The organism is Streptomyces sp. NPDC127119 (assembly GCF_042677425.1).
GTDB lineage: Bacteria > Actinomycetota > Actinomycetes > Streptomycetales > Streptomycetaceae > Streptomyces.
The window spans coordinates 40300-66678 of record NZ_JBHXTO010000035.1 but is presented as its reverse complement, the minus strand read 5'-3'; the positions used below and the strand labels follow the sequence as shown (position 1 = coordinate 66678).

The 26379-nt window shown below is 69.9% G+C and carries 30 protein-coding genes; 18 read left to right on the top strand and 12 right to left on the bottom strand.

The features are described 5' to 3' along the window. Positions 1 to 91: 91 nt before the first annotated feature. On the bottom strand, positions 92 to 559 hold the full coding sequence (locus ACFVH5_RS18040) for a DUF6924 domain-containing protein (RefSeq protein WP_385834656.1): 468 nt from the start codon (positions 557 to 559) through the stop codon (positions 92 to 94). Between the two features lie 128 nt (positions 560 to 687). Here ACFVH5_RS18040 and ACFVH5_RS18035 point away from each other — a divergent pair, with 128 nt between their 5' ends. Next, positions 688 to 2220 (top strand): hypothetical protein, encoded by a 1533-nt coding sequence (locus tag ACFVH5_RS18035; RefSeq protein WP_385834655.1) that lies wholly within the window; start codon positions 688 to 690, stop codon positions 2218 to 2220. Positions 2221 to 2303: 83 nt separating this feature from the next. Here the strand turns inward: ACFVH5_RS18035 and ACFVH5_RS18030 are convergent, their stop codons facing one another. Together ACFVH5_RS18030 and ACFVH5_RS18025 are read right to left on the bottom strand one after the other, a co-directional pair. Beyond that, entirely contained in the window at positions 2304 to 2816 is a 513-nt protein-coding gene (locus ACFVH5_RS18030; protein ID WP_385834654.1) for a hypothetical protein, read from the bottom strand. Then, positions 2813 to 3139: a hypothetical protein gene (locus tag ACFVH5_RS18025; RefSeq protein WP_385834652.1), complete on the bottom strand. Its 327-nt coding sequence runs from the start codon at positions 3137 to 3139 to the stop codon at positions 2813 to 2815. Before ACFVH5_RS18025 ends, ACFVH5_RS18030 begins: the two co-directional genes overlap by 4 nt. Positions 3140 to 3301: 162 nt before the next feature. Between ACFVH5_RS18025 and ACFVH5_RS18020 the strand changes: the two genes are divergently transcribed. Further along, positions 3302 to 4147, top strand: a complete 846-nt coding sequence (locus ACFVH5_RS18020) for a phosphotransferase family protein (RefSeq protein WP_385834651.1) — start codon at positions 3302 to 3304, stop codon at positions 4145 to 4147. Here ACFVH5_RS18020 and ACFVH5_RS18015 read toward each other — a convergent pair. Beyond that, a complete protein-coding gene (locus ACFVH5_RS18015; RefSeq protein WP_385834650.1) occupies positions 4129 to 4347 on the bottom strand; it encodes a DUF397 domain-containing protein in 219 nt (72 codons plus the stop codon). The two genes, ACFVH5_RS18020 and ACFVH5_RS18015, sit on opposite strands and share 19 nt — an antisense overlap. Continuing rightward, complete coding sequence (locus tag ACFVH5_RS18010) at positions 4344 to 5156, bottom strand: helix-turn-helix domain-containing protein (protein WP_385834649.1); 813 nt, start codon at positions 5154 to 5156, stop codon at positions 4344 to 4346. The genes ACFVH5_RS18015 and ACFVH5_RS18010 overlap by 4 nt, the downstream gene beginning before the upstream one ends. Before the next feature lie 93 nt (positions 5157 to 5249). Here ACFVH5_RS18010 and ACFVH5_RS18005 point away from each other — a divergent pair, with 93 nt between their 5' ends. The 5 genes from ACFVH5_RS18005 (at position 5250) to ACFVH5_RS17985 (ending at position 8400) form a co-directional block, all read left to right on the top strand. Continuing rightward, the gene (locus ACFVH5_RS18005; protein ID WP_384815075.1) at positions 5250 to 5669 is read left to right on the top strand and encodes a hypothetical protein; all 420 of its coding nucleotides are present in this window, start codon (positions 5250 to 5252) and stop codon (positions 5667 to 5669) included. A gap of 108 nt (positions 5670 to 5777) precedes the next feature. Then, positions 5778 to 6719, top strand: coding sequence for a hypothetical protein (locus ACFVH5_RS18000; protein WP_385834648.1), 942 nt, complete (start codon positions 5778 to 5780; stop codon positions 6717 to 6719). A 55-nt stretch (positions 6720 to 6774) separates the two neighbouring features. Then, complete coding sequence (locus tag ACFVH5_RS17995; protein ID WP_385834646.1) at positions 6775 to 7116, top strand: hypothetical protein; 342 nt, start codon at positions 6775 to 6777, stop codon at positions 7114 to 7116. Beyond that, a complete protein-coding gene (locus ACFVH5_RS17990; RefSeq protein ID WP_385834645.1) occupies positions 7113 to 7367 on the top strand; it encodes a type II toxin-antitoxin system RelE/ParE family toxin in 255 nt (84 codons plus the stop codon). The genes ACFVH5_RS17995 and ACFVH5_RS17990 overlap by 4 nt, the downstream gene beginning before the upstream one ends. Before the next feature lie 247 nt (positions 7368 to 7614). Continuing rightward, positions 7615 to 8400 (top strand): hypothetical protein, encoded by a 786-nt coding sequence (locus ACFVH5_RS17985; RefSeq protein WP_385834644.1) that lies wholly within the window; start codon positions 7615 to 7617, stop codon positions 8398 to 8400. Positions 8401 to 8504: 104 nt separating this feature from the next. Here ACFVH5_RS17985 and ACFVH5_RS17980 read toward each other — a convergent pair whose 3' ends face one another. Continuing rightward, positions 8505 to 9092 (bottom strand): Uma2 family endonuclease, encoded by a 588-nt coding sequence (locus ACFVH5_RS17980; protein WP_385834643.1) that lies wholly within the window; start codon positions 9090 to 9092, stop codon positions 8505 to 8507. 87 nt (positions 9093 to 9179) lie between these two features. Next, entirely contained in the window at positions 9180 to 9872 is a 693-nt protein-coding gene (locus ACFVH5_RS17975) for a GDSL-type esterase/lipase family protein (RefSeq protein ID WP_385834642.1), read from the bottom strand. A gap of 87 nt (positions 9873 to 9959) precedes the next feature. On the opposite strand from ACFVH5_RS17975, the gene ACFVH5_RS17970 reads away from it, so the two are divergent. Together ACFVH5_RS17970 and ACFVH5_RS17965 are read left to right on the top strand one after the other, a co-directional pair. Continuing rightward, the gene (locus tag ACFVH5_RS17970; RefSeq protein WP_385834641.1) at positions 9960 to 10949 is read left to right on the top strand and encodes a WD40 repeat domain-containing protein; all 990 of its coding nucleotides are present in this window, start codon (positions 9960 to 9962) and stop codon (positions 10947 to 10949) included. 98 nt (positions 10950 to 11047) lie between these two features. Then, positions 11048 to 14188 carry an ATP-binding protein gene (locus ACFVH5_RS17965; protein WP_385834640.1) on the top strand — a complete coding sequence of 1047 codons (3141 nt, stop codon included), beginning with the start codon at positions 11048 to 11050 and terminating at the stop codon, positions 14186 to 14188. On the opposite strand, the gene ACFVH5_RS17960 is transcribed toward ACFVH5_RS17965, so the two are convergent. The 3 genes from ACFVH5_RS17960 to ACFVH5_RS17950 all read right to left on the bottom strand — a co-directional run bounded on the left by ACFVH5_RS17960 (position 14169) and on the right by ACFVH5_RS17950 (position 17229). After that, positions 14169 to 14957: an ABC transporter permease gene (locus ACFVH5_RS17960; RefSeq protein WP_385834639.1), complete on the bottom strand. Its 789-nt coding sequence runs from the start codon at positions 14955 to 14957 to the stop codon at positions 14169 to 14171. The two genes, ACFVH5_RS17965 and ACFVH5_RS17960, sit on opposite strands and share 20 nt — an antisense overlap. After that, positions 14954 to 15970, bottom strand: a complete 1017-nt coding sequence (locus tag ACFVH5_RS17955; RefSeq protein WP_385834638.1) for an ATP-binding cassette domain-containing protein — start codon at positions 15968 to 15970, stop codon at positions 14954 to 14956. Before ACFVH5_RS17955 ends, ACFVH5_RS17960 begins: the two co-directional genes overlap by 4 nt. A 491-nt stretch (positions 15971 to 16461) precedes the next feature. After that, entirely contained in the window at positions 16462 to 17229 is a 768-nt protein-coding gene (locus ACFVH5_RS17950; protein WP_385834636.1) for a TetR/AcrR family transcriptional regulator, read from the bottom strand. Positions 17230 to 17344: 115 nt separating this feature from the next. Between ACFVH5_RS17950 and ACFVH5_RS17945 the strand changes: the two genes are divergently transcribed. The 5 genes from ACFVH5_RS17945 (at position 17345) to ACFVH5_RS17925 (ending at position 23011) form a co-directional block, all read left to right on the top strand. After that, complete coding sequence (locus ACFVH5_RS17945; protein ID WP_385834635.1) at positions 17345 to 18331, top strand: ATP-binding cassette domain-containing protein; 987 nt, start codon at positions 17345 to 17347, stop codon at positions 18329 to 18331. After that, complete coding sequence (locus tag ACFVH5_RS17940; protein ID WP_385834634.1) at positions 18328 to 19179, top strand: ABC transporter permease; 852 nt, start codon at positions 18328 to 18330, stop codon at positions 19177 to 19179. Before ACFVH5_RS17945 ends, ACFVH5_RS17940 begins: the two co-directional genes overlap by 4 nt. Before the next feature lie 227 nt (positions 19180 to 19406). Continuing rightward, complete coding sequence (locus ACFVH5_RS17935) at positions 19407 to 20930, top strand: cellulase family glycosylhydrolase (protein ID WP_385834633.1); 1524 nt, start codon at positions 19407 to 19409, stop codon at positions 20928 to 20930. Positions 20931 to 21159: 229 nt separating this feature from the next. After that, positions 21160 to 21915 carry a dienelactone hydrolase family protein gene (locus ACFVH5_RS17930; protein ID WP_385834664.1) on the top strand — a complete coding sequence of 252 codons (756 nt, stop codon included), beginning with the start codon at positions 21160 to 21162 and terminating at the stop codon, positions 21913 to 21915. An 85-nt stretch (positions 21916 to 22000) separates the two neighbouring features. Beyond that, entirely contained in the window at positions 22001 to 23011 is a 1011-nt protein-coding gene (locus ACFVH5_RS17925; protein ID WP_385834632.1) for an aldo/keto reductase, read from the top strand. 45 nt (positions 23012 to 23056) lie between these two features. On the opposite strand, the gene ACFVH5_RS17920 is transcribed toward ACFVH5_RS17925, so the two are convergent. After that, positions 23057 to 23353, bottom strand: a complete 297-nt coding sequence (locus tag ACFVH5_RS17920; protein ID WP_385834631.1) for a hypothetical protein — start codon at positions 23351 to 23353, stop codon at positions 23057 to 23059. Then, positions 23334 to 23759, bottom strand: coding sequence for an ATP-binding protein (locus ACFVH5_RS17915; RefSeq protein WP_385834630.1), 426 nt, complete (start codon positions 23757 to 23759; stop codon positions 23334 to 23336). Before ACFVH5_RS17915 ends, ACFVH5_RS17920 begins: the two co-directional genes overlap by 20 nt. A 185-nt stretch (positions 23760 to 23944) precedes the next feature. On the opposite strand from ACFVH5_RS17915, the gene ACFVH5_RS17910 reads away from it, so the two are divergent. The 4 genes from ACFVH5_RS17910 to ACFVH5_RS17895 all read left to right on the top strand — a co-directional run bounded on the left by ACFVH5_RS17910 (position 23945) and on the right by ACFVH5_RS17895 (position 26343). Continuing rightward, positions 23945 to 24799 carry a helix-turn-helix domain-containing protein gene (locus ACFVH5_RS17910; RefSeq protein ID WP_385834629.1) on the top strand — a complete coding sequence of 285 codons (855 nt, stop codon included), beginning with the start codon at positions 23945 to 23947 and terminating at the stop codon, positions 24797 to 24799. Positions 24800 to 24811: 12 nt separating this feature from the next. Beyond that, positions 24812 to 24997, top strand: a complete 186-nt coding sequence (locus ACFVH5_RS17905; RefSeq protein ID WP_384806462.1) for a DUF397 domain-containing protein — start codon at positions 24812 to 24814, stop codon at positions 24995 to 24997. A 57-nt stretch (positions 24998 to 25054) separates the two neighbouring features. Further along, positions 25055 to 25240, top strand: a complete 186-nt coding sequence (locus ACFVH5_RS17900; protein ID WP_385834628.1) for a DUF397 domain-containing protein — start codon at positions 25055 to 25057, stop codon at positions 25238 to 25240. 185 nt (positions 25241 to 25425) lie between these two features. Next, positions 25426 to 26343: a hypothetical protein gene (locus tag ACFVH5_RS17895; RefSeq protein WP_385834627.1), complete on the top strand. Its 918-nt coding sequence runs from the start codon at positions 25426 to 25428 to the stop codon at positions 26341 to 26343. Positions 26344 to 26379 lie beyond the last annotated feature (36 nt).

The following is a 26379-nucleotide window of genomic DNA, read 5'->3' as shown; positions in this document are numbered from 1 at the left end:
CCGCGCTGAACGCCGGGACGGGGGCCAGGGGGCTAGGGCCTGTCTGACAATTCCCGTCTGCCGGGCGACGACGGGAATTGTCAGACAGGCCCTAGCCGCCGAACTCGTCGAAGTCCATGTTCGCGATGGCCAGGTTGCAGTGCATCGCGTGCGGGGTCTCCAGGGCCGGTATGCGGTACGGCGCGGTCTGCTCCTCCGGGTCGGGGCTCACCGCGAGGAGCGTCGGCTCCGGGCCCTCCATGCTGGCGCGGTCGGCGAGGAAGACCACCGGCCACCCGCACTCGGCGGAAGCCTCCCCGTCCCCGGCCCCGGCCCCGGCCCCGTCCTCGGTCGCGGTGAGAGCGGCGAGGACGTCGAAGGGGGTCGCGTCCGCCCACGCCGGGTCGTCCACGCGGACGATGTCCTCCTTGAGACGGCCGTTGTCCTCGTCGTCCTCGTCGAAGACCCAGGGCGCGTCGAGGGCGGCCAGCACGCGCTGCCAGGCGTCGTCGTCGCGGTAGTCGGTACGGACGAGCAGCATCGGCGGATAGTCGACGTCGGTCTTCGGCAGAACACGCACGGATCGGCACTCTTTCCAACGGGCGGCACGAGAGGCCGCGTTGACGGTGATCCGAAGAGTAGGGGTCGGGTCTGACAACGGGGTCCGACAACCGGGGCCGGTACGTGAGCGTGAGGCAGGATGCTCCTGTGCATCACCTCCTGTGCGGGCTCGCCGCCAATCCGGCTCTGCCGCCCGAACTGGTCGACCGGCTGATCTCCCTCGCGGACGACGACCTCGCCGACGACCTCGCCTGTCGCGGGGACCTCAGCCGTGCGCAGGCCGTCGCGCTGGTCGAGCGCGTCGAGGAGAGCGCGGTGCGGCTCGCGTACGAGGGCCGGTTGACCGCCGCCGACATCGACCCCGTTGCCCGGCCCGATGCCGCCCTCGCACTGCTCGACCGAGGCGCCGGCCGCCCGGAATGGGCGCGACTCCTGGCGACGGACCCGAGCCACGGGCGCCGGGAGAAACTGGCGGCCTGCCCCCGCCTCCCGCCCGACGTGGTGGACACGCTCGCGGCGGACCCGGACGTACGGGTGGTCGCCGAGCTGGCCCTGTGGACGACGACCCCGGACGTCACCGCGAGGCTCGCGACGCATCCGCACGCCGAGGTGCGCAGGGCGGTCGCGGCGAACGAGGCGACACCTCCCGCCGAGCTGGCGACGCTGCTGACGGGAGAGGGACGGCCGGCCGCGCGCGGGTGCCTGGTGTGCGACCGGGAGGAGATCCCCTTCGTCCACGATCCGCAGTGCTCGCGCCCCGACTGCGAGCTGTCGGCGGGGGCTTCCTGCGACGGCTCCCACGAGTCCACCGTCCACCGCACGCGGGAGGCGGCGCTGCGCAACCCCGCCACCCCGGCCGAGTCGGTCGCCGCTTTCGCGGACCACCCGTCGATGCTGCTGCGCTGGGCGCTCGCCACCCGCCAGGACCTGCCCCGGCAGGCGTACGTGCGGCTGGCCGCGGACCCGACTCCCGGTGTCCGTACGGACATCGCCGGGAATCCCGCGCTCGACGAGGCCCTGATCCGGGTGATGGCCGACGACCGCGACCCCGCGGTGCGCCGTGCGCTCGCGCACCATCCGCGCGCACCTCTCGACGTACTGACGGGCCTGGCCGCGACCGCGAAGGCCGGCGCCACGCTGTTGCCCCGCGTCGCCGCGGCCTCACCGGTCGAGATCGAAGACCTCGCGTCGTCACCGGACCCGGCGGCCCGCATGCTCGTGGCCCACCGGCGGGACCTGCCGCCCGGGATACGCGACCGGCTGGCCGACGACCCCGACGCGAAGGTGGTCAAGGCCGTGGCTCCCCACCCCGGACTCACCGAGGCGCAGTTGCGGGTCATGGTCGAACGCCACGGCGTACGTGTCCTGGCCAAGGTGGCGGCCAACCCGGACGCGACCCCGGCCCTGCTGGAGGAACTGACCCGGCACGAACCACCGGTGCAGAAGGCGTTCCGCGAGATCGCCCGGCATCGCGCGGCCCCGGTCGCGGCACTGCTCGCCTGCCTGAAGGACAGCCAGGCAAGACCGACAGCCGCCGCTCACCCGGCCCTCCCGCCAGAGATCATCACGGAACTGCTCACCGACACGGACTGCCGGACGGCGGAAGCGGCGGCGTCGAATCCGTCCTTGCCGACTGCGGTGATGGCGGATCTGGCGTGGCGTCGGTGGCGTCGGGATTGACGTGCCGACGGTCCGGATGGCGACCTTGGTGGTTCTGCCGAGGGTCTTCGTTGCGCCGGGAGGCCTTTCGTAGGTCCACGACGTCAGAGAATCCGTTGGGGAGTGTCCGGATGGCAGATGCCGATGTGATGCTCACCGAGAGCTTCCCGGTAGGCCAGCAGATCGTCGAGGTCGGTGGTGACGATCAGGGCTCTGCCGTGATGGGCGGCGATCACGAGCACCAACGCGTCCACGACGTCGAAGTCCTTCTTCGCGGGAAGCTTGGCCCGGGCGCCGAGCGCGCCCACGCGCTTGCCGTCGGCCTCCGTGTGTCCCGCCACGCACGGCCGGCAGGCGTGGAGCGGGTCGTCCCACCCCTTGGCGGTGAACAGCGGGGGTCGTGAGTCCCGGGCGGCATACACCGTGCACCCTGCGAGCACGGGCTTGATGCAGGTGTAGTTCCCGGCTCCAGGCCGCCAGACCTGCCCGAGCACGGGCAACGGGACGATGGGCCGGTGCCCTCCGCGTCGAAGGATCTCCTGGTGCAGGCTCACGGCCTTCTTCCGGCCCTGCTCCAGATGGATCAGCATCCCGGCGTCGTAGACCACAGCTGTCATGCGACGCCCCTGTGCCTGGTGCTCGAACCGAAGAAGGCGTCCAGGGAGGCGGAGATCTCCTCGCGCTCGGTATCCGGTACCGAGTCCTGTCCGTGCTCCTTCGGCGGCCGGCCGGTCGTGGCGTCCTGCGCCTCCGTCTCGGCGATCAGGTCGTCGAGGGGCGCGAACGTCCGGGCGACCTGGTCGTCGTGAGCCATCGCGGCGCCCACCGCGGCCATGACGTACGTACTGACATCGACTCCCGCCGCTTCCGCGTAGGAGCGGATGCGTTCTTTGGTCTCCGGGTCCGTGGCAAAGGTGATCATGCTGCGCTTTGCGGCCATACGGTCAACGTACAACACCTTTGTACGCGGCGGCATGCGAAGGATGGGGGCTGTGCGGGGAGGCGGTCCGTGTCCGGGGGTATGGCTATGTCCAGACCGCTAGGCGTGCGCCAGGGGGGCGGGTCGTGTGCGGTGTGTGCTCAGCAGATGAAGGGGAACGGTGTGGAGTCACTGGATCTTCGTCGTGCCGTCGCGGCAGGGCGGGCGGTCGCTTCGGAGCTGGGCTTACGGGTCGACGAGGTGATCGTCGTCCACAACTCGGACCGTGTCGCGCTGCGCCTGCTTCCCTGCGACGTGCTCGCCCGCGTCGCGCCCCTGGGGCATCTGGCCGATTCCGCGTTCGAGGTGGAGGTCGCACGGCGTCTCGTCGACGTCGACGCGCCAGTTGCCGAGCTCGATCCCCGGGTCGACCCCCGGGTCCACCTGCGTGACGACTTCGCCATCTCGCTCTGGACCTACTACGAACCCGTGGGCACGGAGATCGCCCCGGCCGACTACGCCGACGCGTTCGCACGGCACCATGCCGCCCTGCGCCGGATCGATCTGGCCGCCGCACCGCATTTCACCGACCGAGTCGCCGTGGCGTCGAGGGAGGTGGACGACCGGAGGCGGTCCCCCGAGCTGTCCGACGCCGACCGGGAACTCCTCAGCACCACCCTGAGCGAACTGAGCGCCGCGATCGGCGTCGGCGGAGCCGGCGAGCAGTTGCTGCACGGCGAACCCCATCCGGGAAATCTCCTGAACACGAGGCGGGGGCCGCTCTTCGTCGACCTCGGCACGTGTTGCCGCGGGCCGGTCGAGTTCGACCTCGCCCACGCGCCCGAGGAAGTGGGGAGGCGCTATGCGGGTGCGGACCCTGACCTGGTGCACCGGTGCCGCGCCCTGAACTGGGCGCTGTTCTCGGCCTGGCGCTGGCGCGGGGCCGACCAGATGCCCGACCGGGACCACTGGCGGGCGGAAGGGCTCGACCGGGTTCGTACCGCACTCGATCACTGCGGGCTGGGCTGATCACTTCCGTACGTGGCCGCATACGGGAGGAAGGCGGACCATGTCGCCGGGGCGATGGTGAGGGTGGGGGTGTTGGGGGTTTTGGAGTCCCGGATGAGGATCGTGGGGAGGGAGGCGGTCTGGGGTATGGCTATCTCCAGGCATTCGCCGCCCTGGCTGCCGCTGTAGCTGCTCTTGAACCACTTGAGGTCCGTGTTCATAGTGCGTCTGCCACTCGTTCGATCAACTTCGTCGACTCCTCGGGGCTGAGTGCCTGAGCTCGCAGAATGCCATACTGCGCGAAAAGGTCCCCCAGGTTGGGCTGTTGGTCCACGAAGTAGCCTCCGCCCGGGCCCTCTACGTACGCCAGTCGGTCTCGCTCGGCGGTCTCCACCAGGATCATCGGACCGTTCAGCCCGGCGTGGACCTCGCGGCTGTGCGGCATCACCTGGATCCCGACGTTGCGCCGTTGCCCGAGTTCAAGCATGTGGCTCAGCTGTTCTTTGAGGGCCGTGGGGCCGCCCAGAGGTCGCGTCAGTGTGTGCTCCTCCAGTACGAAGTCGACGAGCGGTGCGGGCTTGCGCTGCAGGACTTTCTGACGTTCGAGGCGGGCCGATACTCGGGCCTCGACCTCGTCGTCCTCCAACGGCGGGCAGTGGCAGTTGAAGATCGCGCGTGCGTATCCCTCCGCCTGGAGCATCCCGGGAACCACATGGTTCGCGTACATGCTGATGGCGGCGGCCTTCGCTTCCAACTCGGCGTAGTCCTCGAACCATGCGGGGAAGCGACTGGTCTGCAACTGCTTGCCCGCCGCGAGAAGTGCACCTTGTGCACCTAGTGCCTCATCCGCGATTGCGACGAGTCGTCCCTTGGGAGGCCGCTCACCTCGCTCCACCATTGCCACTTGGGACTTGGAATAGCCGACCTGCCCACCCAACCCCTCCTGCGTCATCCCGGCCCGTTCGCGGAAGAACCGCAGCAACGAGCCGAACATCTCCAGGGTGCTGGAACCTCGCTCACCCGAGTGCACAACGACCTCCCCAAATGCACAGCCGTGCACAGCCGTGCACGGACTCTGCGTAACCCTGGTCACAGTATGTGAGCGGCCGTAAGCATGTGCTCCATGAACTCGGAAACCGCACCGGGCAGGGTGCATCCCTGGATCCCGGCCTCCGGTCACGGCCTGCGCCATGCCGGTATCCACTTCGACGCCGTGCGCATCGCGGGCGTACTCGCAGAACAAGTGGCTTACGAACTCATCCAGTTCACGGACTTTCAGGCCGGCCCGATCGTCCGCGGGTCAACGGGATGCCGGTACATGTACTTCCTGTTGCCCCCGCAAAGTGCCACCGGCCACCGCTGGCCCAACGGCGTGCGGGCGCTGGGCCGGGACGCGCGGGGCTGGGCGTACGTGGGGGTGCCCGCGCTGGACGGGCTGACCTGGCCGTTGGACTGGCGGTCGGAGCCGACGCCCGAAGTGCCGTTCGTGGAGGCGGGGTTGCTGGCGGAGGTCGTGAGTCGCGTGATCGGTCATGTACCGTGATCGCGACATCACACTCCGTGCGCATTCGCATGCGGAGCGGTCCCCGGAGGTGCTACCAACACCGCCCGAGGACCTTCACCACCAGTGGAAGAACAGGTCCCACCAGAAATGCTTCGTCATGCTATCGCGCCGGTTCGGCGCTACACGAAGGCATCGCACGACGTCGTACGGCACTCGCGGCTCAACAGCGACGCGAAGATCCTGCTGCTGTACGTGCAGGGGCTGCCGGAGGCCGCCGACCCCAGGCCGCTCAGCGAACACGCGGGCAGGCTGGGCATGAAGGGCCGGGCGTACCAGAAGGCCAAACAACTCCTCGCCGAGTGCGGCTACTTGCACGAGTGGCGTGAGCAGGGCGCGCGGGGCCGCTGGGTCACGGAACAACTCCTCGCCAACGTCACCCTTACGCGTGAGGAGGCGGCCGGGGCCCGCGTGGGGGAGGCGGTGGCCGTCGCGCCACCGGGTGAGCGGCCACCGACGGTCGGCGGACCGGGGGAACGGCCGGTCGGTGACTCTCCCCAAAAAGAAGAACTGGAAGAGAAGAACCTTCCCCACCCCCCACCCGAAGGCGACACGGAAGAGCACACGCCCGAACTGGCCGAGGCGGAAGGCGTGTTGCTGTCCCTGCGGTATGTGCACCGGGACCTGCTCCTGGGCGTGCGCGAGGCGCGGCTGCTGGCGGGTGCGGCGGCGGAGTGGCTGCGCAGGGGCGTCTCGGCGGCGGACCTGCGCCGCGCCCTGACGACGGGCCTGCCGACGGACGGCATCCGCTCGGCGGTCGGCTTCCTGCGCCACCGCCTGCTCCAAAAACTCCCGGCGACGCAGGCACCCGCCCCCACCCCACAGCCGGAGCGGCCCACGACCCCACCCCGCCGAGACTTCGTGACCTGCCCGGGCCCAGGCAGCGAACACGTCTTCCGCCCCCGAACAGACGAAACCCACTGCCTCCGCTGCCGCACGACGGCGGCGTACGAGGTGACACTCCAGCCGCTGGCGCTCTCGCTCTCCGAACAGTGGCGGACGCGCGTACAGGAGTGTGTCTCCGGTGGGTAGCGCGTCATACGCTGCTGCCGCAGCGGAGAAGGCGGCCTCGGAGAGGACCAGGGACATGGCGGCATGGAGCGACATCCTTCAGGAGGCGCGTGAGGCCGTGGGCTTCGGCGGGCAGGTGGTTGCGCGCAACCTTGAGGGGATCCGCGCTGCCGTCCGCTCCGACCGGCTGCCGGACCTCGACGCCGAACTGGCGACCATCTCCGAAGGTTCAGCCTTCGAGGCGTTCCTCGACCACTGGTGGACGCAGGCGCTCGTCGACGCCGCCCCGGACGTCGACGCCCAGGCTCTCGCGATCGACTTCGCCGACCTCGCGACGGCGCTGCGAGCGAAGTCGACCGACGGCGGCACCCTTACGCAGGCCGAGGTCGAGGACATGCTGAGAGGCAAGGCCTCATGAGGCTCACGATCATCTGGGAACCGGCTGCGGCGGCCGGCCTACGACGCCTCAAGGCGCGCGACGGAGAAGCCATCAAGCCCCTGGTCCAGGCGATCAACGCCCTCGCCCTCCAGCCCGAGCCACCCGAGAGCAGCAAGCTGAGCGGCACCGACCTGAGACGGCTGCGGGTGGGCGCGTACAGGGTCACGTACGAGATCGATGGCGCACGAGTGGCGATCAAGGTGCTGATGGTGGGGCGGACGCAGGTCTGACGGCTGCTGCGCGGGAAAGTACCTCGGAGTGATCGAAGTGACTTGAGTGCCTCCTTTTTGCGACAAACCGTGGTGACGTGCGCATGGAGTGGGCACTCTGGCGTAAGTCGCGTGGCGGCGTGGAGCGGCTTGGACTCGGAGGTCAGCGGTGGGGCATGGATCTCGCTGGATTGTGGTCGTCCTGGCCACTCTTTTGGCCTTCGGGTTGCCCTGGATCGCTTTGACGTCGGCCGGCGCGGGAGCCGACGTGACACTCGCCCTCGCGTCGACCGCCAGTGCCGCGGTGCTCAGCGCCGGAGGATGGTATGCCGCCCGTGACATACGAGAGCAACCACCGGAACCGCTGCCCGCAGCGCCGGACAGCCCCCTGGTGATCGGGGCCCTGCCCAGGCAGCCGCTCGCCTTTCAGAAGCGCGAACAGCTTGTTGCGGATGTGTGGCTGCTCTTGGCCAAGGCGGAGTTGTATCGGGCTTGCGGTCTGGGGCAGAGCGTTCTCACGGACCATGAGCAACTGGTTTCTGGTCAAGCAGACGAGACGCTCGAAGCGTTGACTGTGCAGGCGCACGCATACCAGACAGCGGGCCGGTGTGACCTCGCCGTGTCTTTGCGCGAGAGGTATGCCGCGATCCGATGCGCAACGTTGGGCTCTGACCACCCCAAGACACTCCTCGCGGTCAATGCCCTCGGCTACGCGCTGGAGGTGGCCGGACGGCTGGACGAGGCGCAGGCCCTGCACAGCCGGAAACGGGTCGGCCGCAACGAGGAAGCTCTCGCGCTGCACGACCGTGTGCTGGCAGACCTGCCGCGCCTGCTTCCCGACAATCGCTCGCTGTACCTGTGGTGGGGACGCTACCGAGCTCTCGCACTGCAGAGCCCGGTTCGCACCGACGCGGTTGCCTGCCTTCAGTCCGTTCTCGTCGGCTACGGACGAGTCCTGGGCCCGCACCATCCGTTCACTGAAGGCGCCCGCGCCGATCTCGCACGTGCCGTTGCCCACAGGCGGCTTCGTCGCATGTCGTCTTCCGCCGTTTGAACCGCTCGCCATGGACTGTGACCGATGACCTCGTGGTAGGTGACGCCTGGCCTGAGCCGGTCGCAGGAACGCAAGTCTCGCTGTGTTCATGGGGCTTTGCGGCGTCAGTCCCGGGGGAACTCGTCCGTCTTCAGCGTGAGGTCGACGATCGTGTTCGTCATGTCGATGTCCGTGCCGAAGATGACGGAGAGTTCCGCGAAGTACTCCCCGTCCTTGGGCTGGGTGTAGAGGTGGCACTTGCCCTGGTACGGGTCGACGATGAGATAGACGGCGACCTCGGCGAGGGCGTACGCGGTCTTCTTGGGGCCGTAGTCGTTGGCCGCGGTGCCCTTGGAGATCACTTCGGCGACGAACTGGACGTCCCGGCAGCGCCAGTAACCGGTTTCGGGCTTTGAGGCCCCCTCGGCCATCAACGTGACATCGCTGGCGAAGCCGTTGAGCTTGCCCGGGTAGTCGACACGTACGTCGGACTTCACACGCTTCCGGGGATACTTGGTCCGGAGTTGCTCGTAGAGGTCCGCGATGATCTCCCAGTGAGTGTCACGCTGCGGCGACATGAAGATGGCCCCCTCGACGATCTCAACCTTGTATCCCTCGGGGACGGGCATCCGCTCCAGTTGCTCGAACAGCACGTCGAGCGTGAGGCCCTTGCTCTCGTCGGCCATCTCGATCCTGTCTTCAAGGACGGTCATCGTGGCGCTCCTCCCCGGCTGCCCTCGGACGAGTACAACCGCGCGGTACAACGATACGCACGGTGACCAGGAGACCGGCGGATCCGGTCAGGCCGATTCGGCCAGGTGGGACTCGTACGGGGTGCCCACGCCCCAGCTCTCGCACATCGTCTTCGCGAACGCCGCCGCCAGTTTGTGTTCGCCCGACGCGTTGGGGTGGGTGCCGTCGTACGTGTCCGTGTGGATGTCGTATCCGTGGGGGAGCGAGGCCAGGAGGAGAGGGGAGTCCGGCTCGTTCAGGTTCGCCGTCGTCTTCGCCAGGAGGTCGTTGAAGAGGGTGACCTCCCGGGCGAAGGGCGCGTCCGATTCCGCCCTTATGTTGGGGATCACGGGGAGGAGCGTCATGGCGATGCGGGGGTTCGCCGAGCGGGCCTCGGTGACGAACGCCCGGACGTTCTCCGACGTCTGCGTCGCGTTCGTGTAGAAGCCGAGGTCTATCAGGCCCAGGGAGACCAGGAGCACGTCCGCCCGCGACGCCCGTACCGCGTCGGCTATCAGCGGGCCCAGGTGGTACCAGCCCTCGCCCCACCCGGCGAGGTGGGCACGGGGGAAGTCCGGGTCCGCGTACTCGTACGAGTCGGCCGCGCCCGTCGCCTTGTCGTACAGCGTCTCCCGGGGGCCGACGATCTGGAACGGGGCCCCGTGCGTCGCGCGCAGGTGCTGCCACATCCGGTAGCGCCACGTGTGTTCGCCGGCGCTTCCGATCGTCATCGAATCACCGACGGGCATGAACCTGAGCATCCGCTCATGATGGACGATCACCGGCGGGGCCGGGGTGTGAAGCTGGACACGCCCGCCGAACCGTCGGCGGGGTGGCAGGCTGGGGGCATGCGTCGCTCGTTCGTTCTGATTGCCGGGGCCCTTCTCACCGGGGTGCTCGCCATGTCCGCCGCACCCGCCGTCGCCGCTGACGACGACGGATCGGACGGGTTCACCATCGAGGACCCCCGGATCACCGAGTCCAGCGGGCTCGTCGCCTCCCGCGCCCACCCCGGCGTCTACTGGACCCACAACGACAGCGACGACGGCGCCTTCCTCTACGCCGTCGACAGCAGGACCGGCAAGACCGTCGCGACCGTCACCATGTCGGGCGTCGGACGGCCCCGGGACGTCGAGGCCGTCTCCATGGGGCCGAACGGCCATCTGTACGTCGGTGACATCGGCGACAACCTCGGCGGCACCTGGGACCACGTGTGGATCTACGAGCTGCCCGAGCCCAAGGAGCTGAAGGACCAGACGATCCGCGCCACGCAGTACGACGTGAAGTACGCGGACGGGGCCCGGGACGCCGAGGCGCTGATGGTGCACCCCAAGACCGGCCGGGTCTACATCGTCTCGAAGAACGAGGACGGCGGCGGCCTGTACGAGGGGCCCGCCGAACTGTCCGCCTCCGGCACCAACACCTTCAAACGCACCGCCGACATCGGCCTCTGGGTCACCGACGGCGCGTTCTCGCCCGACGGCAAGCAGCTCGCCGTACGCGGCTACTTCGGCGGTATCGCGTACCAGTGGAACAACGGGAAGCCCAAGCGCCAGGCGCAGTTGAACGTGCCTTTGCAGCGGCAGGGCGAGTCGGTGACGTACACCCCCGACGGATCCACCCTGCTGTACGGGAGCGAGGGCAGCGGGAGTTCCGTCGAGGCGGGGAGCGTGCCGGGCAGGTCCTCGTCCGGCGACGGCAACTCCTCGTCCGGCAGCGGCAGTTCCGCGAACGGCGACGACGGGGCGAACGGCAACTTCAAGATGGGCGCCATCGCCCTCGCGGTTGCCTTCGCCGTCGTCTACGCACTGAAGCGACTGTTCCGGCGCCGCGACTAGACCGTGCGCGAGCCCGTGCATGACCGTGCGCGAGCCCGTGCATGGGTGAGGGGCCGCGGCCGGGGCTCCGGCGGGCCCGCCTTGGCTACTGTGCACGCGTGACCATCGACCTGATCCTGCTGCCGCGTGTCGCCTGTCGCGGGCAGGAGGTCACCGCGCCCCGCCTGCGCGCCCTCCTCGCGCTCCTCGCGGGCGACCCGCGCACGGGCTGCGGCACCGAGCGCCTGGTGGCCGGGCTGTGGCGGCCGGACGAACTGCCGGAACGGCCGGGAAAGGCGCTGCAGGTCCTCGTGTCCAGGGCGCGGGCGCTGCTGGGCGCCGACCTCGTCGTCAGCACCCCGACCGGCTACCGGCTCGGCCTCGCCGAGGACCAGGTGGACAGCTCCGCCCTGCTGCTGCACGCCGCCGCGAGCGCCGAACGGGCCAGGGCCGGGGACCACGCGGCGTCACTGGCCGCCGCCGGGGCCGGGCTCGCGCTGTGGCCGGGCACCCCGGACCGGGACGGCGACCCCGACGACCCCGTGGCCGCGCTGCGTGCCGAACGCGCCCCCGTCCACGGCACCCTCGTCCGCGCGCAGGCCCTCGCGCTCGCCCGCCTCGGACGCCACGCGGAGGCCGCAGGACCGCTGGCCGTGGCCGCCGCGGAACATCCGCGCGACGAGGAGGTGCTCGCCGAACTGCTGCGCGGCGAAGCGGCGACGGCGGGCCCGTCCGCCGCCCTGGTCCGGTACGAGGCCTACCGCCGCGACCTGCGCGACCGGTTGGGTACGGAACCGGGCGCCGGACTCAGGTCCGTACAGCGGGAGTTGCTGCGCGGCGAGGCTCCCGTGGTCCGGCACGGTGTGCCGCACGAGCCGAACCAGCTGCTGGGGCGCGACGAGGACATCGCGGCGGTGGGGCGGCTGCTGGAGACCTCCCGCGCCGTCACCGTCGTCGGCCCCGGCGGCCTCGGCAAGACCCGGCTCGCGCACGCCGTCAGCCGCCGGGCGGAGCAGCGCGTCGTGTACTTCGTGCCGCTCGCCGGCGTCACCGCGGACGAGGACGTGACGGCCGAGGTGGCCTCCGCGCTCGGCGCGGGCGAGGGCCGGCACGGCGCCATGGCCGCCCACACCGCGGCCGACCCGGTGTCCGGCGTCCTCGGCGTGCTCGGCCCGGGACCCGCCCTGCTGGTCCTCGACAACTGCGAACAGGTCGTCCGGGGCGCCGCCGGCCTCGTACAGGCCCTGGTGTCGTCGTCGAAGGACCTGCGGGTCCTCGTCACCAGCCGGGCCCCGCTGGGCCTCACGTCGGAGGCCGTGTACGCGCTGCCGGAACTCGGGCCCGACACCTCGGCGGAACTGTTCACCCAGCGGGCGCGGGCCGCCCGGCCCGGTGTGCAGCTGCCGCCGGACGCCGTGGCCGAGCTGTGCCGCCACCTCGACGGACTGCCGCTCGCCGTGGAACTCGCCGCCGCACGGGTACGCGTCCTGTCGGTCCAGGAGATAGCCCGCCGCCTCGGCGACCGCTTCGCGCTCCTGCGCGGCGGGGCCCGGAACGTGCCCGAACGCCACCGCACCCTCCACGCCGTCGTCGACTGGAGCTGGAACCTGCTCGACGAGGAGGCCAGGGCCGCGCTGCGCACGCTGTCCGTCTTCCCCGGCGGATTCTCCGGCGAAGCAGTCGAGCGGGTCCTCGGCGAGGACCCGCTGCTCCTGCTGGAGCAACTGGCCGGGCAGTCGCTGCTCACCGTCACCGACACCCCGGTCGGCGTGCGCTTCGGAATGCTGGAGACCGTACGGGAGTTCAGCGCGGCCCGGTGCGCCGAGGCGGGCGAGGAGGAGATGGCCGTCGGCCGGTTCCTCACCTGGGCACGGGACTTCGGAGTCACGTACCACGACTGGATCTTCGGCCCGGAACCACGCACCGCCTGGGAGCTGATCAGGACCGAGCAGGACAACCTCGTAGCGGCCCTGCGGTACGCCCTCGCCCGCGACGACGGCCCCACCCTCGCCGCCCTCACCGCCGTCCTGACCGCCCTGTGGTCCACCGGCTCCAGCTACCCGCGCCTCGCCGCCCTCGCCGCCGACACCGGCCCGCCCCTGTCGCACTACCGTCCCGAGCCCGCATACGTCGAAGTCGCCCGCGCGGCGGCGGTGTTGTGCACGGTGAGCCTGTTCATGGGGTACGGCCCTGTCGCCGTACGCCAGCTCGTCACCCTGCGGCGGCTCCCCGCGGCCCCGCCGGACACACTGCTCCGGGCCATCGCCGTGGTGCTGAGCGCGGTCCCGGCGATGCGGCCCCCCGACTACGACGTACTGCGGGAACTGTGCGCCGACGAGCAGCCGCTGCTCGCCGGTGTCGCCGAGTGCGCCGCCACCTACGTCTGGGAGTACGAGCACGACATCGACCGCGCGCTCGCCTCGGCCCGCCGGATCATCGAAGCGCTGGCGCCGGTCGACAACCCGTTCCTCCAGGTCCTGGGCCACGCCCGGCTGAGCGAGCTGTACCTGCAGTCGGAGCGGGGGGACGCCGCGTACGGGCACCTCAAGGCGGCGCTGGAGGCACTGCCTCGGCTCGGCGACACGCACGACTCCATCGGCGTACGCGGCGGCCTGGTCCTCGCCTGTCTGCAGCGCGGCGACCCCGACGAGGCCGAGCACTGGCTGCGGCAGGCGGAGGCCGTCGGCATCACGCGCAACGACGACTCCTACAGCGCCGACCTCGGTGCCCGCGCCGAGATCGCGCTCGCCCGCGGACTGACGGAGGTCGGGCTCGGCCTGTGGCGCGGCGCCCTGGACGGGGTGACCGGCGCCGGCCCGACACACGGCGGCGATCCCTTCCTGGACCGGTGGGTGCTGCAACTGCAGTCGGCGGCGGTGACCGCGCACGCGTACGCCGGCCGCCTCGAACTCGTCGCGGAACCCGTCACCCGGCTCCGGCAGGGACTGCGGACCATGCTCTCCGCTCCGGCCGGCTCACCCCTGGACCTCCCCGTGTCCGGGACGGTGCTGCACGCCCTCGGCGTGGCGGGGCTCGCCTCGGCGGACGCCTCGGCCGTACGGATGGTGGCGCTGGCGGAACGGCTGCGGGTGCTGCGCGACTACCAGCCGACGATGTCGGCGGAGCGCGCCCGGCGGGCGGCCGGGGAAGCCGACGGGGCGGCGTACGCCGACGCGGTGTCGGAGTACGCCGCCCTGGGGCGCGACGAGTTGCGGGAGGCGGCCCGCACGGTCATGGCCGTCAGTCGGGATCGCGGTTGAACCGCGCCGTCGACCAGCGGTAGCCGAGCACGGTCAGGCCTACGCACCAGGCGACCGCGATCCACCCGTTGTGGCCGATCTCGGTGCCGAGCAGCAGCCCGCGCAGCGTCTCGGTGGCCGGGGTGAAGGGCTGGTACTCGGCGATCGGCCGGAACCAGCCCGGCATGGTGTCGGCCGGGATGAACGCGCTGGAGACGAGCGGCAGCAGGATCAGCGGCGTCGCCATGTTGCTGGCGGCCTCGGGGTTCGGACTGGCCATGCCCATGCCGACCGCGATCCAGGTCAGCGCCAGGGCGAACAGTGAGATCAGTCCGAACGCGGCCAGCCACTCCACGGCCGTGGCGTCCGTGGACCGGAAGCCGATGGCCACGGCGACGGCACTGACGAGGACCAGGCTCGCGAGCACCTGCAGCACACTGCCGACCACGTGCCCGATGAGCACGGAGCCGCGGTAGACCGCCATCGTGCGGAAGCGGGCGATGAGGCCCTCGGTCATGTCCATCGACACGGAGATCGCTGCGCCGATCACCGTGCTGCCGACGGTCATCATCAGGAGGCCGGGGACGACGTACGCGATGTAGTCGGAGCGGTCGGCGCCGGCGCCGATGCCCGCGCTCATCGCGCCTCCGAAGACGTACACGAAGAGGAGCAGCAGCATGATCGGCGTGAGCAGCAGGTTGAGGGTCATGGAGGGATAGCGGCGTACGTGCCGGAGGTTGCGCCACAGCATGGTCTTCGAATCGCGGACGGCGAAGGAGAGGGTGCTCATCGGACGTTCTCCTTGATCTGGTCGGCCTGATCGGCGGCCTGATCGGCGACCTGGTCGTCGGTTTGGTTGGGGACGGTGGTGTCGCCTGTCAGGGCGAAGAAGACGTCGTCGAGGTCGGGGGTGTGCACGGTGAGTTCGTCCGCCTCGACGCCCGCGGAGTCCAGCCAGTCGAGGATGGAACGCAGCTCGCGCTGGCTGCCGTCGCTGGGGATCTGCAGCGCGAGCGCCTCGTCGTCGCGGGCGGCTTCGCGCAGCGCGGAGGCGGCGGACCGGTAGGCGCCGGGGTCGGTGAAACGGAGCCGTACGTGCCCGCCGGGGATGAGCCGCTTCAGCTCCTCGGCGCTTCCCTCCGCCGCGATGCGGCCGTTGTTGAGGACGGCGATGCGGTCGGCGAGCTGGTCGGCCTCTTCCAGGTACTGGGTGGTGAGGAAGACGGTGACGCCGGTGGTGACGAGTTCGCGGATGATTCCCCACATGGTGTGGCGGGAGCGGGGGTCGAGGCCGGTGGTGGGTTCGTCGAGGAAGATGATCCGAGGGCTGCCGACGAGGGTCATGGCGATGTCGAGGCGGCGTTTCATGCCGCCGGAGTAGGTGGAGGCGGGCTTCTTGGCGGCCTCGGCGAGGTCGAAACGTTCAAGCAGCTCGGCGGCGGTCCGGCGGCCTTCCTGCTTGGGCAGGTGGTGCAGGTCCGCCATGAGCAGCATGTTCTCCTCGCCGGTGATCAGGCCGTCGACGGCGGAGAACTGGCCGGTTACGCCGATCGCGGCCCTCACCGCATGCGGGTCGGTGGCCAGGTCGTGCCCGCCGACCCGCACTTCGCCCGCGTCCGCGGTGATGAGGGTGGAGAGGATCTTCACGGCGGTGGTCTTGCCGGCCCCGTTCGGGCCGAGCAGGGAGAAGACGGTGCCGGGCGGCACGGCGAGGTCGATGCCGTCGAGCACGACCTTGTCGCCGTAGGACTTGCGGAGTCCTTCGGCCGCGATGGCCAGGGGGTGCTGTGTGGTCGGGGTCATGCCGCAGAGGTTGCGGGAGGGCGCCTTCAGCGGGGTTTCAGGGTGGTTTTAGGGGGCTGAGGCCGGGGCGAGGGTGTGGGTGTGGAGTGTTGGGTGCGGGCCGGTGGGGGCTGGTCGCGCAGTTCCCCGCGCCCCTTGGGGAGTGGGGGTGAGGGGGCTGGGAGGGTGCGGGTTCGTTGGGGTGAACCGCGCAGTTCCCCGCGCCCCCAGGAAACGTCCATACGCCGACCCCTTGCTTTGAGGGGCGCGGGAGCGATGACATCGAAACGCCAGCCCTCACTTTCAGGGGCGTGGGAGCGCGGGAGCGATGACATCGAAACGTCGGCCCCCGCTGTTTTAGGGGCGCGGGGAACTGCGCGAACGGCCCCCACCGGCCCGCACCCGACGCACTACCGTCCGCACCGTCTGCGCGGGCGCGGGTTGGCCGGGGGCGCCCCAGAAAGACAAGAGATTGCGCGCTCCCCGCGCCCCTTGGGGGCTTTCGCGACCCCTCAGGTGTTGGCTCGGCGGTTGGCTACCAGCGTGGCCAGGCCGTCCAGGATTCTTTGGAGGCCGAATTCGAAGTGGTCGAAGTCCGCGCCGAAGGAGTCCTCCGAGAGTGCGGCCATCACGGGGTAGCGGCCGCTGGCCATGGCCTTTTCCAGGACCGGGTACTGGGCGGCCCAGAACTCCGCGTCCGTCAGGCCGGTCGTGCGCTCGGCCTCCTGCGCGTACAGCTGGGTGCGGGCGGCCCCGGTGACGTACGAGTCGATCAGGACGACCGCCGAGACCAGCTCCGGGTCGCTCAGGCCCATCGGCTTGATGCGGGAGATCACCTTCTCCATGCCGTCGACGGCGCTGGGGCCGAGCACCGGACGGGACTGGTTGGCCTTCAGCAGCCACGGGTGGCGCCGGTAGAGGGCGAGGTTCTCGCGGCCCAGGGCCTCCAGGGCCGAGCGCCAGTCGTCGCCGAATACGGACGGGTCGTCGTCCGTGCGCTGGACGCGGTCCAGCATCAGGTCGAGCAGTTCACCCTTGCCGGGGACGTACCGGTACAGCGACATCGTGCCGGTGCCCAGCTCCGTGGAGAGCCGGCGCATCGACACCGCCTCCAGCCCTTCCGCGTCCGCGACCCGGACGGCCGCCTCCACGATCCGGTCGAGGCTGAGACCGGGCTTGGGCCCGCGGCTGGGACGCGGGCCCGTGTCCCACAGCAGGTGGAGCGTGCGGACGATGTCTCCGCTGCCGCTGGTGTCCATTCCGCCCGAGCCGCTTGTCATGTGCCTCAGGATAGGCCCCCTCGAAAAAACTGAGTACGGCGTACTCTGAAAAGGGTACGGTGTACTCAGTTTGGCGAACTCCGGCGAACGTCACGGGTGGAGGAGTGCTGTGGGTGTGAGTGCGAGCGATTACGCGGTACGGGCCGAGGGGCTGGAAAAGAGGTACGGGGAGAAGCGCGCCCTCGACGGCTTCGACCTCGCCGTAAGGAAGGGCACGGTGCACGGCCTGCTCGGGCCGAACGGCGCGGGCAAGACCACCGCCGTCCGCATCCTCTCCACGCTGGTCCGGCTGGACGGGGGAAGTGCGCGGGTGGCCGGTCTCGACGTGGCCTCGCAGCGCCGGGAGGTGCGGGCGCGGATCGGGCTCACCGGCCAGTACGCGGCCCTGGACGAGGTGCTGACCGGCCGGCAGAACCTGGAGATGTTCGGGCGGCTGTTCCATCTGGGCGGGCGCCGGGCGCGGCTGCGGGCGACGGAACTGCTGGAGCAGTTCGCCCTCACCGACGCGGCGGGCCAGGGCGTCGGCCAGTACAGCGGCGGCATGCGGCGGCGCCTCGACCTCGCCGCGTCGATGATCCTCACCCCGGCCGTGCTGTTCCTGGACGAGCCCACGACCGGGCTCGACCCGCGCGGGCGGGGCGAAGTGTGGGACTCCGTACGGGCGTTGGTGTCCGGTGGCACCACCGTGCTGCTGACCACGCAGTACCTGGAGGAGGCCGACAGGCTCGCCTCGCGCATCACCGTGATCGATCAGGGGCGGGCCATCGCCGACGACACCCCGGACGGCCTGAAGAGCAGGGTGGGCGGTGACCGGATCGAGGTCGTCGTCGCCGAGCGGGCCGACATCGCGCGGGCGGTGAAGGTCGTCGCCCGCGTGTCGGACGGCGAACCGGATGCGGACGAGACCGAGTTGAGGGTGCACGCGCCCGTGACCGACAGGGTTGCCGCGCTCACCGAGGTGGCGCGGACCCTGCAGGACGAGGGGGTGCGTGTGGAGGACATCGGACTGCGCAGGCCCAGCCTCGACGACGTGTTCCTGCGCCTGACCGGCCACCGCACGGCCGCCGGCACCGACGCCGACACGAAGGAGATCGCGGCATGAGCGGCTTGAACGAGGTGGCCGAGGTGGCCGGGGTGGCCGGGGCGCAGGTGCTTCGCGATCGCGGCCGTACCTACTGGGCACTCGCCGACTGCTGGAACGTCGTTCGGCGCGGACTCACCCACTACCAGCGCCAACCCATCAACATCGCCTGGCAGTTGGGCTTTCCGATCCTGTCCGTGCTGCTGTACGGGTACGTCTTCGGCAGCGCGATGCAGGTTCCGGGCGGCGGCGACTACCGGGACTTCCTGATGCCGGGCATGTTCGTGATGACGATGGCCTTCGGGTTCATCAACACGGCCACGCTCGTCGTGCACGACTCCACGAAGGGCGTCATCGACCGCTTCCGCTCCATGCCGATGTCGCCGTCCGCCGTCGTCTCCGGGCGCGGGGTCACCGATCTGATCGTGGCCTGCGCCGAGCTGACGATCCTGATGCTCACCGCGCTGGCCATGGGCTGGCGGCCGGACGGCGGCTTCGCCTTCCTGGGGGCGTTCGGGCTGCTGGTGTGGCTGCGGTTCGCGCTGATCTGGCTCGGGGTGTGGCTTGGCCTGCTCGTGCCCAACCCGGAGGCGGCGGGCGGCCTGTTCGCGGTCGCGTTCCCGCTGACGATGATCTCCAGCATCTTCGTCGCACCGCAGTTGATGCCCGACTGGCTGGGCCATGTGGCCGCGTGGAACCCGATCTCGTCGACGGCCGCGGCCACCCGCGAACTGTTCGGTACGCCGGTGGGCGGCGGTGACACCTGGGTCGAGCGGCACGCGCTGCTGATGGCGGCCGTGTGGCCGGTGGTCCTGACGCTGGTCTTCGTTCCGCTGGCGGTACGGAGGTTCCAGAAGCTCAGCAAGTGAAGTGACTGGGACAGGTGAAGCCGTACGCGTCGTGCGGTGCGTTCGGCTGCGTGCGGCGTCGTGTGGTGTCCTGCGGTGTTCGGGACCTCAAGTGTCCCGAATGCCGCACGACTCCTTGACGTGTCCACGCGGAATGTCTTCCATGGGGGAGCGCGGTGCGGTGGGAGCGCTCCCACCGGCGTTCCGGGCCCGCGCCTTCCCGATCTCCCCCGAGAGGAAGCAGCGACATGTTTCGCAGCTTGCGAAGAGCGCTGGGTGCTGCCGTCGTGGCGCTCCTGCTACCGCTGACCGGTGTTCAGGCCGCGCACGCGGATACGGCCGCCGCCCCCGGAGCCGGTTACTGGCACACCAGCGGACGGCAGATCCTGGACGCCGCAGGACAGCCGGTACGGATCGCCGGCATCAACTGGTTCGGGTTCGAGACGTCCAACAACGCCGTCCACGGACTCTGGGCCCGCGACTACAAGAGCATGATCGACCAGATGAAGTCGCTCGGGTACAACGCCATCCGGCTGCCCTACAGCGACGACATCCTCAAGAGCGGTGCCGTCGCCAACAGCATCGACTTCTCCGGCGGCAAGAACGCCGACCTCCAAGGGCTCTCGCCGCTCCAGATCATCGACAAGCTCGTGGCGTACGCGGGTCAGGACGGCCTCAAGGTCATCCTGGACCGGCACCGGCCGGACGCGGGCGGCCAGTCCGCGCTCTGGTACACCGCGGCGGTCCCCGAGACGACGTGGATCACCAACCTCAAGGCCCTGGCCACCCGCTACAAGGGCAACCCGACCGTGATCGGCATCGACCTGCACAACGAGCCGCACGATCCGGCCTGTTGGGGCTGCGGTGACACGACGAGGGACTGGCGGCTCGCCGCCCAGCGCGCCGGGAACGCGGTCCTGTCCGTCAACTCCGAGCTGCTGATCTTCGTGGAGGGCGTGCAGACCGTCGACGGCGTGTCGGGCTGGTGGGGCGGCAATCTGATGGGGGTCGCGCAGTACCCCGTACAGCTGAACGTGGCCAACCGGGTCGTCTACTCCGCCCATGACTACGCCACCAGCGTGGCCCAGCAGAGCTGGTTCAGCGATCCGACGTTCCCCGCCAACATGCCGGGCGTCTGGGACAAGTACTGGGGCTACATCTTCAAACAGAACATCGCGCCGGTGTGGGTCGGCGAGTTCGGTACGACACTCCAGTCGACCGTCGACCAGAAGTGGCTCGCGGCGCTGGTGAGCTACCTCCGCCCGACCGGCACGTACGGCGCCGACAGCATCTCCTGGACCTTCTGGTCGTGGAACCCCAACTCCGGTGACACGGGCGGCATCCTGAAGGACGACTGGACGACCGTGGACACGGTGAAGGACGGCTACCTGGCGAGCGTGAAGGCGCCGGGCTTCCCGGCGGAGGGCGGCGGAAGCGATCCCGGCGACCCCGGTGACCCGGGAGGCGGCACGGCCGCCTGCACCGCCGCGTACACCGTGAGCAGCGACTGGGGCGGCGGCTTCAACGCCGAGGTGAAGGTGACCAACTCCGGTACGACCGCGCTCAAGTCCTGGAAGACGACCTGGACCTGGCCCGGCACCCAGAAGGTCACGAGCATGTGGAACGCGTCGTACACCCAGAGCTCCGCGACCGTGACGGCCACGAACGCCGACCACAACGGGGCTGTGGCGGTGGGCGGTTCGGCGACGTTCGGGTTCGGGGGAGCGCCGGGGGGCGGGGGTGTGCCGAGCGTGAGCTGCACGGCGACCTGAGTTCCGCGGAATCCGACGGCAGTAGCTGAGGGGCCGGGTGGTCGAGGTGCGTGGCGCGGCGGTCACCGATCCGCACGCCGCGTCGGCCACCCGGCCCCATGGGGATGCCCGTGCCGCTCTGCCAGCAGCAGAACAGCGGCCGGACCGGGCTCGACGATCACTACATTCCAGTCCCATGACGGCGACGACGGCGACGACGGCGACGACGGGCATGGCAGGGATGGCAGGGATGGCGGGGACGCCGGGGACGGCGACGATTGCGACGCGTACGGTCGAGTACCCGGCCGACGGTCTGACGATGACCGGGCACCTCGCGCTTCCGGCCGGTGCCGACCGGCGGCCCGCGGTGCTGCTCGGACCGGAGGGTACGGGGCTCAGCGACGTCGAGCGCCGCCGGGCCGACGCGCTCGCCGAGCTGGGATACGTGGCGCTGGCCTTCGACCTCCACGGCGGGCGCTATGTGAGCGACCCCGAGGAGATGCTGGCCCGTTGCCTGCCGCTGCTCGCCGATCCCGAGCGGATGCGGGGCATCGGCCATGCGGCGCTCGACGTGTTGCGCGCCGAACCGCGGACCGACCCCGACCGGATCGCCGCCGTCGGCTACGGCACCGGGGGCGCCGTCGCGCTGGAACTCGGGCGCGACGGCGTCAACCTGCGCGCGATCGGGACCGTCAACGCGACCACCACGGGCCGGCCGGGCGAGGCGGCGCGCATTCGCTGCCCGGTGTGGGCCGGGGTCGGGTCGGAAGACCCGATCATGCCGCCCGCGCAACGCGAGGCGTTCACCGCCGAGATGCAGGCCGCGGGCGTCGACTGGCGCCTCACGGTCTACGGCGGCGCCCTGCATGCCTTCCACCATCCGCCGGTCGACCACCCCGTGGTCCCCGGCGTCGGCCACCACCCGCGGCACGCGCGGCGAGCCTGGCGCGACGTCGTCGACCTGCTCGCCGAGTGCCTGCCCCTGGAGGGGGATCCGGGGGCATGACGGGGGCCTCCGAATTCCGGACCGGACCGGACCGGACCGGGACGTGTTTGCGTTGGAGTGCACTTCGACTCCTAGGTTCCGCAGCATGCGATACATCAAGCTCGGAACGACCGGACTGGAAGTCTCCGCCCTCACCCTCGGCTGCATGAGCTTCGGCGAGCCGGACCGGGGCGGCGAGCCCTGGTCCCTGGGCGCGGACGCCGGCCGGGAGATCATCAAGCAGGCCCTCGACGCCGGCGTCAACTTCCTCGACACGGCCAACGGGTACAGCGCCGGGAGCAGTGAGGAGATCGTCGGCCAGGCGGTCAAGGACTTCGCCCGGCGCGAGGAGGTCGTTCTCTCCACCAAGGTCTGGATGCGCATGCGTCCCGGCCCGAACGGTGCCGGGCTGTCCCGCAAGGCGATCTTCGCCGAGCTCGACGCCTCGCTGAAGCGGCTGGGGACCGACTACATCGACCTGTACCAGATCCACCGCTGGGACTACGACACCCCGATCGAGGAAACCCTTGAGGCGCTGCACGACGCGGTCAGGTCCGGGAAGGTCCGCTACATCGGAGCCTCCTCCATGTACGCCTGGCAGTTCGCCAAGGCCCTGTTCCTGGCCGACCTGAACGGCTGGACGCGGTTCGTGTCGATGCAGGACCACTACAACCTCATCCACCGTGAGGCCGAGCGCGAGATGCTCCCGCTCTGCGCCGACCAGGGAATCGGCGTGATCCCGTGGAGCCCGCTGGCGCGGGGCAGGCTGACGCGGGCCAGGGACACCGCCACGGCGCGTGCCGAGACCGACGAGGGCGGCAAGATCCTCTACCGCGACGGGGACCAGGCGGTGGCCGAGCGCGTCCACGAGATCGCGGGCAAACGGGGTCTGTCCGCGGCCCAGGTCGCCCTGGCCTGGGTCATGCGCAACCCGGCGGTGACCTCGCCCATCGTCGGGGTCACCAGGCCGGCCCAACTGGCCGACGCGATCGCCGCGGTGGACGTCGAACTCGACGAGGACGAGGCGGCGTACTTGGAGGAGCCGTACCAGCCGCACGCGGTCGCCTACTTGGAGGAGTCCTTCTACAAGTCCCGCCCTGCGGCGGCCTCCCGGTAGTCCGGGCCACCGCCGAGCCTTCGCCGACTGCCTCGGCCCCGACCTTCAGCGCCTGAGCACGTACAGCCGGACCATGTCGTCCTCGGCCTGCGGGGGTGGAGTCCGGAAGAGGGTCGGTGGCTTCCAGCAGGCTTCCTCCGGCAGCAACGGCGGGTAGCAGCCGGTCAGCCGATGGCGTCTGGACCAGCGGCGCCAGCGGGCGTCGTGGGCGCTGGGGAGTCGCCACACGTAGGGGTCCGGCGCTCTCACCTCGCGCGCGAGGTCCCAGTCGTCGGCCTCGGGACGGCGGGGACACGGTCGGCAGCGCAGGCGGGCGACCGTGTCACGAAGGAACCGGAACACGGGCCCCCGCCTGCTTCTGCGCGAGCGTGAACCGGGCCCATACGCACTTCGTGTACGGGTCCTGCCGGTACCCCCAGGAGTCGGCCGACGCCGCCACCAGCGCGAGGCCGCGTCCGCTCTCCTGGTCCGGGGCCGAGTCGCGCGGGCGGGGGAGCCCGTCCCTGTCCGGGTCGGAGACCTCCAGGACCAACTCCGGTCCGTCGAGCGTGAGCGTGATCCGGATGCGGGCGCAGGACACCCGGCAGTGCGTCACGGCGTTGGTGGCGAGTTCGTTCGCCGACAGGGTGACTGCGTCGGCGAGTTCACCGGTGATGCCCCAGCCCACGAGTGTCCTGCGGACGCGTTGGCGGGCGGTGGGGATGTGGCTTTTGTGGCGGGGGATGTGGAAGGTCTCGGAAATGGGCATGGGGATCCCGTTCTGACGTTGCGTCAAGGTGGTTGGCGTGACGACGCCTTCATGAAGCTACGGTCAAATTCCGGCTGTTAGCAACGCGCTCAACTGAATACATTCACTCGTCCACTCGATCGAGTGACGCGTGCCAAGGAGCGGTGATCTGTGTGGCATCGTTACGAAAGGAGAGGGGAGGCCTCATGCCCGCAGGTGGACGGCCGACAGTGCGCAGCAGGCGTTTGGGCACGGCGCTCAGGCAGTACCGGCTCGCCGCGAAGCTCGACCAGCCGCAGGCGGCCGAGGTGATTGCGGCAAGTCAGGCCAGGATCAGCCGTGTTGAGACGGGGCACGTCACCGCTCGCGTCATCGAAGTGCGCCTGCTGCTGGATGCGTACGGAGTCGGGGACCCGGAAGTGCGCTCCAAATTGGAGGAGTTGGCCAAGCGCTCCAAGAACCGAGGATGGTGGCTTGAGCACTCCGCGCATCTGCGGCCGGACTACATGGATCACATCGCCCTTGAGGACGACGCGACCTACATCCAGGAATGGCAGCAGGTGCTGGTGCCGGGACTCTTGCAAACTCCGGCCTACACCGAGGCAGTCATCCGGACGAGCCCCGCTCACATGGACCCCGAACGCGTCGCCCAGTTGATCGAGGTGCGGGAGGCCCGCCAGGCGAAGATCGAGGAGGGCGGAGCGACGTACTCCGCCGTCATCTGGGAAGCGGTGATCACCCACCCTCTGGTGAGCCTCGAAGTGCACCAGCAGCAGCTCTCGGCTGTCCTTGCGGTGGCCAAGAGGAAGAACGTCACCGTGCAGGTGCTCCCGTTCAACATGGGAGCGCTCGCGACCGTCACTTCGGCCTTCTCTACTTTCAGCTTCGACACCGAACCCGCGGTTCAAGCCGTGGCCCTGGAGAACCTGAGAGGTACATCGGTCCTTGAGGACCCGGAAGACCTTGCCGCTTACGCCAATATGTACGACCTACTACGATCGTCGGCACTGGCGCCGGACGCGAGCGCGAAGCTCATCCGGGGCGTACTGCGGAGCTTGTAAGGAAGACGCATCGTGCCCGAGGCCATAGGCCCCTTCCGTAAGTCGTCGTACTCAGGAGCGGAGAGCAACTGCGTCGAGGTCGCCGACACGGCCGTCGGCGGTCGAGCGGTCCGCGACAGCAAGCAGCCGGAACCGGACGCCTCTCTCCTCACCGTCTCCCGCGAGAGCTGGCACGCGTTTCTGCAACAGTTCTGCTAGCGGACTGGCAGCGGCGATGAGCGCGCGACTCATCCGGAGCATGAAGGAAGAATGATCGTGACCGAGGTCATAAGCCCCTTCTGGAAGTCGTCGTACTCGGGCGCGGAGAACGCCTGCGTCGAGGTCGCCGACACGGCCGTCGGCGGTCGAGCGGTCCGCGACAGCAAGCAGCCGGAATCGGACAGCCCCCTGCTCACCGTCTCGCGCGAGAGCTGGCACGCGTTCCTGCGGCATCTCGGCTAGGCCGTTCCGCGTGGCTGCAGGCAGGCAGAGGACTGCCCCCGTCCGCCCGGCAGTCCTGGCCATGCGCGTCGGCTGACTGGCGCAGCGCGATTACGCCACCCTGACGTGTCCCGGTATGACAGCTTCCGTGCCACGCTGACGCCTTCACAGCACCTTCGACGACACGACACGAAGGGGGACAGCTCATGCCATGGGAGGAGCTCAACCAAGAACTGGTACGCCTGAAAGCAAACTTCAAGCCCGGGGCACCGTACTGGCTGGTGCAGTGGGAGAAGGACAGCTTCTCGGCGCACCCGGCATTCCTGGACTCGCAGCGAGCTTCCGATGACTTCGCGGCCATGGTGGGCGGCGACGTCAATGTCCTGCACAAGAAGCGGGTGGTGACCAACGGGTGGCTGGCGCAGCAGATGCAGACGGTGTACAAGGCGCTCGGTGGAACCGCCGCGCAGTACACCGACGTGAGCGACAAGATCCGTCTCCTGCGCCACTGGGATGGTGCCACGAAGATGGGCGTCTACCTCGGCGCCCAAAAGATCCTTCAGGATGCCGATGCATTCGCCGTAGAACAAAAACCCACCACCTGCGCGGACTTCGTGCACGCGCAAGCCGCGTACCTGGCCGTCGGTCAGTCGCTGCCGCAGAACACGTACGTGTCCGGCGGTGACCAGCCGGAGCTGTTGAGGCGGTACCGCGTGGCGCTGGAGGCGGCGGGCATGGCGCAGCCCCTGCACATCGGAGACGAGAGCGTCTGGGCTGCCCACAGCCTCCCCTTCGCCGAGACACTGAAACAGCAATCGGGGAAGCTCACCTTCGGCAGCCCGCAGGTGGTCGTCGAGCACGCCCTCAAGCACCTGCCCCTCAATACGGGCGATCTGTCGGGGGAAGCGGGCGAGCAGCGGATACGCAGCCTCGTCGACGGCTATCTCACCGAGGCCACTGCCAAGATCCGCAATACCGATGCCGCGGCGGTCACCAGCGCACTGGACCAGTGCGCAGGCAGCCGCACGTACTACTTCGGCGCGGGGGCGGAGGTGGCGATGGTCGCGGTGAGCCGCACCGGTCTGGTCTGGATCAGCACCTACTACGCGCCGCACCGGCGCTGAGCGGCTCAAGAACCCGTCCCCGGACAGATGATGGGG

What these genes read in the sequence shown, in the direction of transcription:
- ACFVH5_RS18030 (WP_385834654.1), bottom strand. Translation starts at nt 2,816, where the DNA reads ATGACAGCTGTGGTCTACGACGCCGGGATGCTGATCCATCTGGAGCAG.
- ACFVH5_RS18025 (WP_385834652.1), bottom strand. Translation starts at nt 3,139, where the DNA reads ATGGCCGCAAAGCGCAGCATGATCACCTTTGCCACGGACCCGGAGACC.
- ACFVH5_RS18015 (WP_385834650.1), bottom strand. Translation starts at nt 4,347, where the DNA reads ATGAACACGGACCTCAAGTGGTTCAAGAGCAGCTACAGCGGCAGCCAG.
- ACFVH5_RS18005 (WP_384815075.1), top strand. Translation starts at nt 5,250, where the DNA reads ATGAACTCGGAAACCGCACCGGGCAGGGTGCATCCCTGGATCCCGGCC.
- ACFVH5_RS18000 (WP_385834648.1), top strand. Translation starts at nt 5,778, where the DNA reads ATGCTTCGTCATGCTATCGCGCCGGTTCGGCGCTACACGAAGGCATCG.
- ACFVH5_RS17995 (WP_385834646.1), top strand. Translation starts at nt 6,775, where the DNA reads ATGGCGGCATGGAGCGACATCCTTCAGGAGGCGCGTGAGGCCGTGGGC.
- ACFVH5_RS17990 (WP_385834645.1), top strand. Translation starts at nt 7,113, where the DNA reads ATGAGGCTCACGATCATCTGGGAACCGGCTGCGGCGGCCGGCCTACGA.
- ACFVH5_RS17980 (WP_385834643.1), bottom strand. Translation starts at nt 9,092, where the DNA reads ATGACCGTCCTTGAAGACAGGATCGAGATGGCCGACGAGAGCAAGGGC.
- ACFVH5_RS17975 (WP_385834642.1), bottom strand. Translation starts at nt 9,872, where the DNA reads ATGCTCAGGTTCATGCCCGTCGGTGATTCGATGACGATCGGAAGCGCC.
- ACFVH5_RS17970 (WP_385834641.1), top strand. Translation starts at nt 9,960, where the DNA reads ATGCGTCGCTCGTTCGTTCTGATTGCCGGGGCCCTTCTCACCGGGGTG.
- ACFVH5_RS17960 (WP_385834639.1), bottom strand. Translation starts at nt 14,957, where the DNA reads ATGAGCACCCTCTCCTTCGCCGTCCGCGATTCGAAGACCATGCTGTGG.
- ACFVH5_RS17955 (WP_385834638.1), bottom strand. Translation starts at nt 15,970, where the DNA reads ATGACCCCGACCACACAGCACCCCCTGGCCATCGCGGCCGAAGGACTC.
- ACFVH5_RS17950 (WP_385834636.1), bottom strand. Translation starts at nt 17,229, where the DNA reads ATGACAAGCGGCTCGGGCGGAATGGACACCAGCGGCAGCGGAGACATC.
- ACFVH5_RS17940 (WP_385834634.1), top strand. Translation starts at nt 18,328, where the DNA reads ATGAGCGGCTTGAACGAGGTGGCCGAGGTGGCCGGGGTGGCCGGGGCG.
- ACFVH5_RS17935 (WP_385834633.1), top strand. Translation starts at nt 19,407, where the DNA reads ATGTTTCGCAGCTTGCGAAGAGCGCTGGGTGCTGCCGTCGTGGCGCTC.
- ACFVH5_RS17930 (WP_385834664.1), top strand. Translation starts at nt 21,160, where the DNA reads ATGGCGGGGACGCCGGGGACGGCGACGATTGCGACGCGTACGGTCGAG.
- ACFVH5_RS17925 (WP_385834632.1), top strand. Translation starts at nt 22,001, where the DNA reads ATGCGATACATCAAGCTCGGAACGACCGGACTGGAAGTCTCCGCCCTC.
- ACFVH5_RS17915 (WP_385834630.1), bottom strand. Translation starts at nt 23,759, where the DNA reads ATGCCCATTTCCGAGACCTTCCACATCCCCCGCCACAAAAGCCACATC.
- ACFVH5_RS17910 (WP_385834629.1), top strand. Translation starts at nt 23,945, where the DNA reads ATGCCCGCAGGTGGACGGCCGACAGTGCGCAGCAGGCGTTTGGGCACG.
- ACFVH5_RS17895 (WP_385834627.1), top strand. Translation starts at nt 25,426, where the DNA reads ATGCCATGGGAGGAGCTCAACCAAGAACTGGTACGCCTGAAAGCAAAC.